Below are 11,809 nucleotides of genomic sequence, written 5' to 3'. Positions count from 1 at the left end.
AAGGCTTCACCGGACTGATGCAATCGCAGGCAAGGGACGTAGCAAAGCTATCGTTCAACTTTAATGCGTCTCTTACCTCAATAAACCTGGCAAAGGTGCTGGCAAAGGAGAAAGGCATCCCCTTTTCGATGGCATCATGTAAAACAATGATACACAATGCCTACCTGCTTGAGCGATTTATTTGCGTGTCCGGCATTAAACCGAACAGAAGATTAAATGATAAACTTGTTAAAGAACTCGTGGAGTTTGCAGCCATTGCTGCATGACTCATATAGTAAATTTTTAACGGACTATTGTATTATATCAACGTTAGATAATGTTTTGAAGCATTTAGAAAGTAAGATTCAATCCGAATACAAAGTTACGTGTCTGCGGTGTATTGGTACCCACAGTAAGCATCGCACCTGCATTATACGGCAGACTGGTGATCACTGCCGCATTTTCATCACCGTACGAGTTCGTAACCGGATCAAGCCCGGCTTCATTGTTGAAGGGTGAAAAGAGCACAAATGCATTTTGCACCGTGAAATAGAGCCGTGCATTGTCAATACCGGCTCTTTTGAACCAGGATGCATCCCTGTCAAAATTGTAACCCAGCGTGATTTGCCCTACCTTAAAATAGGATGCGTCGAAATAGCCGAGCGTACTTCCATATTTGGGGTTATCACCACTCTGGATTCCTCCCGGCTTGGGATATTTGGCATCGGTATTTTCAGGTGTCCAGTAGTCAACTTTCACATTGCCACGACGACCGGATAGCATATTCAGGTAACCGTTCGAAGCATGAAGCGAACTCACCAGGATCCCTCCGTGCTGGTAGGTACCGATCACATTCAGATCCCAGTTTTTATAAGCGACACGGGTATTGAAGCCACCCAGCCAGTCGGGATCGGCGCTGATCACCTGGCGATCGGCCGCTCCGATCTGTCTTACCGGGGTCCCATCGGCGTTGTAATCACCCGTATATTTCACCTTGATCATACCTACATTTCCACCCGGTTCAAGAATCTCCAGGTAAGGGTCGCCTTCCTGCCAGAGCCCGATTCTTTCATAGTCGTAGATGGAGTTGATGGGATAGCCTACAAACCATGCGTTGCTCTCATCGCGACCATCGAGACCCTGTTCCGGTGTCAGTTCCACAATTTTGTTCCTGTTTGAATAGAAGTTCAGGCCTAGATCCCACGACCAGCCGTTCCTGTTTTCAATAAGGGTACCGTTCAGTGCAATCTCCAACCCCTTGTTCTGTGATTTCCCGATATTAGCCCAGTAGCTTGCCACTCCTGCGGTGGAAGGCAGATTCACTTTCATCAACAGGTCGTTGGTGTTGACGATGTAATAGTCGGCAGAACCGGACAGCCTGTTATTCCATAATGAGAAATCCAATCCGATATTGTATGTGCTTGAAAACTCCCATCCTAACTCAGGATTCGGGACTTCCGATACATAAGCACCGGTAGTTGTAGTAGTTCCGAAATTATAGGGCCGTAAAGCAAGGCGTCCCAGGGTAGCATAAGGTGATACAGTCTGGTTCGAGGTTTGTCCCCATCCGAGGCGGAGTTTCAGATTATCCATCCAGGTTACATTTTCCATAAACTCTTCCCTACCCAGGTTCCATCCCGCAGAAATAGCAGGATAGGTATGCCATTTATATCCGGGAGAGAGACGTGAAGATCCGTCGGAACGTAGTGCCACAGAGAGCATATAACGGCTGTCATAATCATACATCACACGCCCCATCATCGATTTCAATCCCCATTCTTCATAATACTGCTCGCCGGGATCAACCGTCACATCCTCTTTGGAAGCCTGGCCCAGGTTCCAGTATTGGAAATGATCGGAAGGGATATTCAACGCTTCTACCAGTGAACGATCATAATGGGTAGCCTCTTCCGAATAGAGGCCGGTGAAATTGAGATGGTGTTTGTCAAAATATTTATCATAAGTCACAATATTCTCCACAACCCACTGGTAGGTGAGCGATTTTTCCAACGAACCGGTGGAGGCGGCAGTAGTAGTGGAACTGAATACTCCCGTTCCCTGGTATTGCCCCCTGTTGTACCCTCTCAGGTTCAGACCCAGATTGATTCGATAGCTCAAACCTTCCACACCGGGTATTTTCACTTCACCATATAATGAATTGTAAGAGCCGTAACCACGGCGGTTGTCGGCATACTTGTCGCCCAGATCCGACACTCTCTCCCGTGTATAGGTCCAGATATCGTCTGCAATGGAGTGTACAACCGGCTTCAGCGAGCCATCGGTATTATATGGATCAATCAGCGGAGATGTTGCCAGGGTATTGTACATGCCAAGGTTTTGACCGTTGGTCACGTTGTAGTTGTTGTTGGAGGTCAACCCGAAACGGAAATACCGGCCAATGCTTTGATCGATATTGGCTCTAATATTGATGCGGTTGTAATTCTGGCCGGGCAGCAGAGACTGATCTTCGTAATATCCTGCACCGAAGTTATAGCTGCCAGTAGCCGTACCGCCCGAGATGCTGATATCGTGGCTCATCACCATTCCCGATTTAAACATCAGATCCTGCCAATCGGTATTGACTCCTTGCGCTTCGTCACTTCCCAGAGTGGGACGGGTATTCCCGCCACCTAAATCCTCCAGATAAACACCTGCATCATGACGCAACTGGTACAATTCATCACCTGTCATCATCGGATAACGGTTGTAAAGAGTTTTTGCACCGTAATAGGCATTATAGCTTACTCTCGCTTTCTGGCCCGCCATACCTTTATGGGTTGTGATCATGATCACACCATTGGCTCCCCTGGAACCGTAAATAGCTGTGGATGAAGCATCCTTAAGGATATCGATACTCTTGATATCATTGGGATTGATGTCTGAAATACTACCAGCAAAGGGGATTCCGTCCAGGACAACCAACGGATCGTTATCTGCATTGAGTGACCGGGTACCACGGATACGGATCTGCATATCGGCGCCGGGCTTGGAACTACTTTGTTGCATCTGTACCCCCGGCAAACGCCCCTGCAGGGCTGCCGTCAGATTTCCTGTGGGTACATCCCGTAAAACATCACCCTGCATGGATGAAACCGACCCCGTGACAGCTTCCCTTCTCATCGTCCCATAACCAACGACAACCACCTCTTCCAGCAATTCGGCGTCCTCTTCCAATATTACTTGTAAAGATGTTCTCCCTTCTAATGCTATGGTTTGAGAGTTCATCCCCACGTAAGATACCTCCAGAGTAGCATTTGAAGGTATGTTCGGTAATACAAAACTACCATTTGCATCGGTAACCGTTCCAATAGTCGTACCGTGTACCTGCACAGTTACGCCGATCAAAAGCTCTCCTCTGGTATCAGTAACCGTTCCTCTCACGGTTACGTTCTGCGCAAACACATGTTGGGAAAATGTACACAGCAATAGGAACAAAATCCCTTTTAATAGATTTAAAATTTGCTTTTTCATCTCATTTTTTCATTTGTTTAAATTAATAAATCCTTATACTACAGGCATCTATCGGTAATAGATTAGTAAATTCTCAATTTCACACTACTCTCTGTCTCTCGTACATCCATAATCACTTCTGCTTATTCAGCAAACTCCTCAGATAATCACTTTTATTATCCGTTATATTAGACTTATTTTCTTCATGTATATTTTACAATAATCATAATATATTACTATATTATTATCAATATATTATATACCAATAAATAAAGTAATATATCACATAAAATACAATGACTTATTGTAAAAATTACACATATCAATATATTTATAGAATACAAATTTATTTATTTATTTCAAATAACAACAAAAAACAAAACAAAAAAATAACAAAAATAAATTAATAGCCAATATTGAGCTGTTATTTTTTGCACCGATCCAATTTATAGCATAATTTTGCACTGAAAACAAGAATCTTATGGCAAACGACAAAACATCACAGAAGACATCTCACACATTAGCATACAACCCTCACGTTTCTATTGACTGTGTGGTGTTTGGTTTTGATGGCGAGAAACTTAAAATTTTATTGATCGAACGTACGATCAGCGAGGTGAACGGCAACTACAGCGACAAAAAACTACCCGGAAGTATTATATATCAGGATGAAGATCTGGATACTGCTGCAATTCGTGTTTTAAACGAACTCACAGGTCTGAAAAATATTTTCCTGCATCAGTTCCATAGCTTTGGGGATCCCAAAAGAACCAGCAATCCGAGAGACAAGAACTGGTTAGAGAAAACAACCAATATGAAAATCGGACGTATTGTAACTGTCGGATACCTGGCATTAATAAAGATCAGCCGGAAAATTATTTTCGAATCTGAAAATACTACCGCCCGATGGTATGACGTCAAATCTCTTGCCAATATGAAGCTTGCTTTCGACCATAATCAGATTGCAGAGGAGGCGCTGAAGCATATCCGCCATCAGGTGATGCTTCAGCCCTACATGCTTTTCGAATTATTACCCCGTAAGTTCACAATGACTCAACTCCGCAATCTGTACGATCTTGTGCTTGAGACAAAATCCGATGTCCGCAACTTTCAAAAGAAAATGTTACTGATCGACGGCCTGGAACAGTTGGACGAAGTACAAAAAAACGTACCTTACAGAGCTCCCCGGTTGTACCGGTTTAATAAGAGAAAGGCTAAGATAGACAGATTCAAACCCGGGTTCTGAAATAACTCTATCCAACTTTGGTGTCCTGTGAAATAAATCGGGTACCATATCAATCTTTTAAAAATCTTCGAGAGTGTGTACACTCTTTAATCCAAAATTTTATCCCCGAAGTTTTACTTTTTCGGAAACCTTTTTTTCGCAAATAGAGACCGTGGTTATTTAATATTTAATACCTTTGGACTGAGGTTATGCAGGTAGTACTTGAGATCAGTCATAGGTGCGAATGACTCAGGGTTGATCTACTTCATGGGAACGGCGATCACTTAAAGAAAATATCCATTTAAACAGACGAAATCATATCCGTTTACTGAAAACATATTTAAAATATAAATTCAATGCAACTAAACGATCCATTATTAACACGAAGGAGCTTTCTGAAAGGCTCAGCTACAATCGGAACTGCAGGTATAATGGGAGGAATTCCCATGTTAAGTTCCTGCACATCAAAACAAAAAGAAAAAGGAGAAGAATTACAACTTCCCCTGTTACTTGATCAGGCACCTGACGGAAAAGTGATTAAGGCAGGACTGATCGGATGCGGAGGCCGGGGTACGGGAGCCGCAGTCGATTTTTTAAACGCCGGTCCCAATTTGCAGATAGTGGCTCTGGGAGACGTCTTTCAGGATAAGATGGATGCGTGCCGGGAGATATTGAAAAATCAAAAGAACGTGGAGATACCCGACGAGAACTGTTTTATCGGATTCGACAGTTATGAAAAGGTAATTGATTCGGGAGTGGATGTCGTATTACTTTGCACTCCTCCCCATTTCAGGCCGACCCATGTAGAAGCTGCAGTGAATGCAAGAAAGCATATCTTCATGGAAAAACCGATTGCCGTAGATCCGGCAGGTGTACGTAAAGTGCTGGCTTCGATGAAAAGGGCAGAATCGATGAAGCTGAATGTTATCAGTGGAACCATCCGCCGCTCCCAGAAGGATTACATGGAAACAAGGCGCAGGGTATTGAATGGAGAAATAGGTGAGATTACAGGTGCGCATATTATCAGGAACGGCGGTGCATTATGGTTTCGCAGCAGAAGGCCGGAGTGGTCAGACATGGAATATATGCTAAGGAACTGGGTGAATTTCTGTTGGTTATCGGGAGATCATATTGCAGAGCAATTTATCCACGAGATAGATGTGATGAACTGGTATCTGGGCGAATATCCTATAAAAGCTACCGGATGGGGTGGACGCCAGAGAAGAGTTACCGGTGATCAGTATGACTTTTTCAGTATCGAATACCTATATGAAAACGGCATGAGAACCCATTGTGCAGCAAGGCAGATTGACGGTTGTTCCAACGGAAAAGTGGAACAGATCAACTGTACACAGGGTTATGCCGACGCAGCAGGAAAATTATATGATCTGAAGGGAAATATAATCTGGGAATATCCCCACCCTGCCGAAAACGACACTCAATCGGAATGGCACGTAACCAACCCTTTCGTACAGGAACACATCAATTTAGTCACAGCCATAAGGACGGGAAACACTATCAACGACGGGGAAGATCAGGCCAACTCCACACTTGTGGCTATTATGGGTAGAATAGCCGCTTACACAGGAAAAGATGTCACCAGGGAGGAGGTCATGAATTCCGATTTATACCTGGGACCTAAAACTTACAGCATGGGAAAAATAGAAGGTATTCCGGAAACCATTCCTTTGGCAGGTATCCCCCACAAAGAATAAAAAAACAGATCGAAAGAGGCTTTATCCATAAGGGCCTCTTTTATCATAATTATATAAGTCCATAATCCAATTTTTCCGGATTTTATTCTGCCCTTTCATCTCTTTTATTACAAAAAAGACTATTTTTGTAAAAATTGAATTTATACATACCTAAAACAACTAAATTTTAAATTATCAATGACCTCAAGAAGACAATTTTTAAAAACAATGGGTGGGGTTACATTACTTACCATTGTTCCCAGAAGTGTACTTGGAAAAGGCATGATCGCCCCGAGCGACCAACTTACCAAAGGGATAATTGGCGTAGGCGGAATGGGCCGGGGCCATATTCCTTACGACAACACGCGTGTGGTAGCCCTGTGTGATGTGGACAAAACACACCTCTCCAAGGCAGCCGCCCTGGTAAAAGAAAAGATCAATCTCTATCACGATTTTCGTGATCTTATCCTCGACAAAAATGTAGATATAGTGCATATTGCGACCCCGCCCCACTGGCACGGATTGATGTCATTGGAAGCGGCAAAGGCAGGGAAAGATATCTTCTGCGAAAAACCGATGACACGCACGATCGGAGAAGGAAAGCGGGTAAGAGAAGCAATAGCGCAACACGGCAATATCTTCCGACTTAACACATGGTTCCGTTTCAAAGATCCTTTTTACGGGCTGGGAACACCTATGAAACCCCTCAAAAAACTGGTCGACAGCGGCCTGCTGGGATGGCCATTGAAAGTGACTATCAGTAAACATACCGGATTCGACTGGAAATTCTTCTGGGTAGGAAAAACACACCTGGAACCACAACCAGTTCCCCAGGAACTTGATTACGACATGTGGTTAGGGCCGGCTCCCTATAAACCCTATAACGCACATCGTGTACACAGCACCTTCCGCGGATATTGGGACTATGACGGAGGGGGCCTCGGGGATATGGGACAACACTATATCGACCCTGTACAATATATGCTGGGCAAAGATAATACAAGCCCTGTCAAAGTGGAAGTAGATGCACCGCAACAGCATCCCGACGCGGTAGGGACATGGAGATCCATCACATATACCTATGAAGACGGTTGCCAGATCATTCTCTGGGGAGGCGACTACGGGGAATCGGATACTCCTTATATTGCCGGACCAAACGGTAATGTATATAAAAATTTTGTATGTGACATACCCGACTGGGAAAAGAAACTGGCCAGCTTCCCCGAACCACAGGCTCAAAATACCGATTTCATTGAATGTATCCGCAACAGGCAGAAATTTGCGCTGAATGAGATCAATGGACATCGCTCCTGTACCATCGTGAATATGGGTACTGTAGCGCTTCAACTGAACAGAACGCTGGAGTTTGATCCCGTAAACGAACTGTTTGTGAACGATGAGGAAGCCAATCGTCTGCTGGATCAACCCGTCCGGGCACCCTGGACTATTTAATCGATGTGATGATTGCTCAAATTTCATCAATCTACTAATTAGCACATCATCAAATTTACAAATCAAACATTTTCTAATTTCTAAAAATGAAACATATACAATTAATTATAATCTGCCTGAGCATGCTTATTACAAGCGGCATACAGGCCCAACTGCCGGAAGGGAGAACGAAAGCCACTGTCATTGCCGATGCACTGGCTCAACTGCCGGCCGATACTCCTCACAAATACAATCAGGTAATAGCCGATCTGGTCTCTACCGGAGAAGAGGGATTACTCGATCTGATCGGGAGAATGAATCCTCCCGGAAGTCAAAGCAACGAAACCCTCGATTATGCTATCAGCGGATGGACTCATTTCGTGGCAAATGACAATGCTGCCCGCAGCGTTGCGGCCTCTACTTTTGAAAAAGCACTCAACCAGGCATTGGACAAGGAAGTAAAAGCTTTCCTGATCCGTCAACTCAGAACAATTGCCACAGACGACAATGTAGATGTGCTGTCTGCTTTCCTCACGGATGAATATCTATCCGACCCTGCAGCACAGGTATTGGTTTCCATCGGAACCCAAAAAGCCAATGATGCGTTGCTGACCGCTCTTATGGCTTCAAGTGACGAAAAAGTCAGATTGAATCTGGCAAACGCTATCGGACAAACCGGTTATCAGCAAGCCGAACCGGCTCTGTTAGGTCTCCTGAACGGAAATTCATCCGAAGCAATGCAGAAAGTAATATTGAACGCACTGGGAAATGCAGGAACGAAAGAATCTCTCAAAGCACTACGCGGTGCTGCAGAAAATGCCGGTTATGCATACAGGAAAGATAACGCTACCGCTTCTTATATCTTCCTGCTTGGCAGATTGAATAATACAGAGCCCAAATTAGTAAAAAAAGAAGCGGAAAAATTACTGGCTACCGGTAAAAAACTAGATAAACAGGATATCAGAATTGCTGCTGCTAAACTACTGTTGGCCCAACCGTCCGCCAAAAAAGAGGATATCCTGAAAAGTGCTATCAAAGATGGAGACATCACCTATCTTTCCGGAGTACTCAACCTGTACCCGTTCCACGACGACAATAAATCAACCGGGTTGATACAAAAAGAACTGGCTGCCACAAAATCACCGGAAGTACAGACTGCACTTATCTACTGGTCGGGTAATCACAATAAGAAAACATCCATACCGCAAATCACACGACTTGCCAATTCATCGGCCGGTATGGTGCAGAAGGCAGCTATCCTGTCATTGGCTAAACTTGGAGGGGAAGAGTCACTTATCGCACTGGCATCTCTCCTGAAAAGCGATAACGATGAGACTGTCGCACTGGCAAAAAATGCCCTGTCAACCTATAACGGAGATATTTCCTATACACTTGCTTCCGTTTTTGAGGACAGCGATGATACAGGAAAAACGGCAATACTGGAACTTATCGCCAGCCGGAAGATGGAAAGCCAGTATAATTTGGTTTACAACCAGATATTCAGTGACAACGGAACAGTCAAAGCTGCGGCGGCTAATTCGCTGAAAGATGTAGCGACCGATAAGAATCTGCCGGATCTGTTTACCTTGCTTGAACGGGAAGATGCTACATATGTCCCCGCCATACAGCAGGCAATCAACGCGGCATTGAGCTATCTGCCGGCAGAAGAACAACTTCCGCTGGTAACGGAAAGGATGAAAAACTCCCCTAAAAAGCATCTCTATTATACCGCGCTGGCAAACAGTGAATCACAAGAGGCCATGGATATAATTACCAACGCCTATGCTTCAGCCACAGGAGCAGACAAAGAGGCTGCTTTTGATGCACTTACCCACTGGAAGTCTTTCCACGTGATCTATCCCATGCTGGATATTGCACGCAACAGTAAAGACAAACGTGAACTGGAAAAGGTGACGGATGCCCTGATCTCCGTTATCCGCAATTCCGGACAGACCGGAGCAATCAGATATCTCTACCTTCGTAAGACAATGCAGTTTGCCCAAACCGACAAACAGAAGAATGACATACTGCGGTTGATTGGCAATACCGGACAGTATCAGGCAATGCTTTTCGTGGCACCCTATATGGATGAGCCATCCCTGAAAGAGACAGCAGCACTCGCCGCAATGAATATCGCCATCAATGAACCTTCATTCGCCGGTACGGAAACGACACGGATCCTCAATAAGGTCGGCAAGACGCTCTCCAACCCCGATGCCGATTATCAGCGGCAATCCATTGCCAAATATCTGGCGGAAAATCCAACCGAAGGAGGATTTGTTTCTCTCTTCAACGGCAAAAACCTGGACGGATGGAAGGGTTTGATAGAAAATCCTATTAAACGAGCGAAAATGAGTCCGCGGGAACTGGCTGCCGCGCAGGCGAAAGCAGACAAGGAAGCAGCAAATGACTGGAAGGTTGAGAACGGCAATATCGTTTTCGACGGAACAGGTTATAATAACCTCTGCACTGAAAAACAGTATGGTGATTTTGAAATGCTGATAGACTGGAAACTCTACCCCGGACCGGAACCCGATGCAGGGATCTATTTACGCGGAACACCGCAGGTACAGATATGGGATACAGCCCGTACGAACGTAGGGGCGGAAGTAGGATCAGGAGGACTATACAATAACCAGCAAAATCCGAGTAAACCGTTAAAAGTAGCCGACCAGAAAGTGGGGGAATGGAATACTTTCCTTATCCGGATGATCGGAGAACGTGTATCGGTCTGGTTGAACGGGGAACTGGTGACCGACAATGTAATCTTAGAGAACTTCTGGGACAGAAGCCAACTCATTTTCCCGGTGGAACAGATCGAGTTGCAGGCGCATGGCAGCAAGGTGGCGTACCGCGATATCTTCATCAAGGAAATTCCCCGTCCTGAACCTTTCAAATTATCCTCTGAAGAGGAGAAAGAGGGTTTTCGCATTCTCTTCGACGGGACTAACCTTGACCAGTGGACAGGAAACAAAAGAGATTACGCAGTGGAAAGCGGTAACATCGTTTTACATCCCAGCCAAGGTTCCGGAGGCAATCTCTATACCAAAGACCAGTTCGACAACTTTGTCTTCCGCTTCGAATTCATGCTCACACCCGGGGCCAACAACGGGTTAGGTATCCGTACACCTCTGGAAGGGGATGCCGCCTACATGGGGATGGAATTGCAGATACTGGATAATGATGCGCCTGTCTACGAGAAACTGGCCATATACCAGTACCACGGATCGGTCTATGGTGTGATTCCTGCGAAGAGAGGCTTTCTCAAACCGGTCGGCGAATGGAACTACCAGGAAGTGATTGCCGACGGCGATCACATCAAAGTGATCCTCAACGGAACGACTATACTCGACGGTAATATCCGTGAAGCTTCCAAAAACGGGACGATGGATAAACGTGAACATCCGGGATTACTCAACAAAACCGGTCATATCGGGTTCCTGGGACATGGTTCAAAAGTAAAGTTCAGAAATATCCGTATCAAAGAATTGAAATAAGATACAGACAATGCTGATATATTGAATGCGCCATGCGGAGAAAAATCGCATGGCGCATTTTTATTTTTCACATCACACTCCGTGTTTTATATGGTTTTGAAAAATCAGTACCTGAGAAATTATCAACTTACCAGCTTCATTCCTCCCCATACGGCGAACAGTCCCACTACAACGCTCGTAAGCGTATATAATGTAAACAATCCCCACTGATTCATCTCTATCAGTCGCAGATTCTCAAATGCGAAGGTTGAGAATGTGGTATATCCACCGCAAAACCCTACAATAAAAAGCAGGCGGAATGTTTGATTTTCAGGTTGATGCGCAAGCATCCATCCCGAGAGAAGGCCAATCAGAAAACATCCGGTCATATTGACGGCCAGCGTACCCACAAACAACCATTCAGGAGAAACATATCTGATAACGACACGGGAAGCGATGAACCGGAAGATGCTGCCAATCCCCCCTCCAATCCCTACATAGAGTATATCTTTCCACATATTATGCGCATTTTTTGCTGCAAAGATATTGATAAT

General features: G+C 44.9%; 6 protein-coding genes and 1 pseudogene. 5 read left to right on the top strand and 2 right to left on the bottom strand.

The features are described from left to right. Window positions 1-266: pseudogene (locus tag F597_RS21175) on the top strand (transposase); the annotation flags it as partial. Between the two features lie 64 nt (window positions 267-330). On the opposite strand, the gene F597_RS0117680 reads toward F597_RS21175, so the two are convergent. Next, on the bottom strand, window positions 331-3,450 hold the full coding sequence (locus F597_RS0117680; RefSeq protein ID WP_019541088.1) for a SusC/RagA family TonB-linked outer membrane protein: 3,120 nt from the start codon (window positions 3,448-3,450) through the stop codon (window positions 331-333). A 460-nt stretch (window positions 3,451-3,910) separates the two neighbouring features. On the opposite strand from F597_RS0117680, the gene F597_RS0117675 reads away from it, so the two are divergent. The 4 genes from F597_RS0117675 to F597_RS0117660 all read left to right on the top strand — a co-directional run bounded on the left by F597_RS0117675 (window position 3,911) and on the right by F597_RS0117660 (window position 11,276). Then, a complete protein-coding gene (locus tag F597_RS0117675; RefSeq protein ID WP_019541087.1) occupies window positions 3,911-4,675 on the top strand; it encodes an NUDIX hydrolase in 765 nt (254 codons plus the stop codon). A gap of 335 nt (window positions 4,676-5,010) precedes the next feature. Continuing rightward, window positions 5,011-6,369 (top strand): Gfo/Idh/MocA family protein, encoded by a 1,359-nt coding sequence (locus F597_RS0117670; RefSeq protein WP_044060450.1) that lies wholly within the window; start codon window positions 5,011-5,013, stop codon window positions 6,367-6,369. Window positions 6,370-6,546: 177 nt separating this feature from the next. Further along, window positions 6,547-7,800 (top strand): Gfo/Idh/MocA family oxidoreductase, encoded by a 1,254-nt coding sequence (locus tag F597_RS0117665; RefSeq protein ID WP_026327605.1) that lies wholly within the window; start codon window positions 6,547-6,549, stop codon window positions 7,798-7,800. Between the two features lie 86 nt (window positions 7,801-7,886). Beyond that, a complete protein-coding gene (locus tag F597_RS0117660; RefSeq protein ID WP_026327604.1) occupies window positions 7,887-11,276 on the top strand; it encodes a DUF1080 domain-containing protein in 3,390 nt (1,129 codons plus the stop codon). Between the two features lie 122 nt (window positions 11,277-11,398). Here the strand turns inward: F597_RS0117660 and crcB are convergent, their stop codons facing one another. Continuing rightward, entirely contained in the window at window positions 11,399-11,773 is a 375-nt protein-coding gene (gene crcB, locus F597_RS0117655; RefSeq protein ID WP_019541083.1) for a fluoride efflux transporter CrcB, read from the bottom strand. Window positions 11,774-11,809: the final 36 nt, after the last annotated feature.

Source organism: Proteiniphilum acetatigenes DSM 18083 (assembly GCF_000380985.1).
GTDB lineage: Bacteria > Bacteroidota > Bacteroidia > Bacteroidales > Dysgonomonadaceae > Proteiniphilum > Proteiniphilum acetatigenes.
The sequence above is the reverse complement of the archived record's forward strand: the minus strand, read 5'-3'. Positions and strand labels throughout refer to the sequence as shown.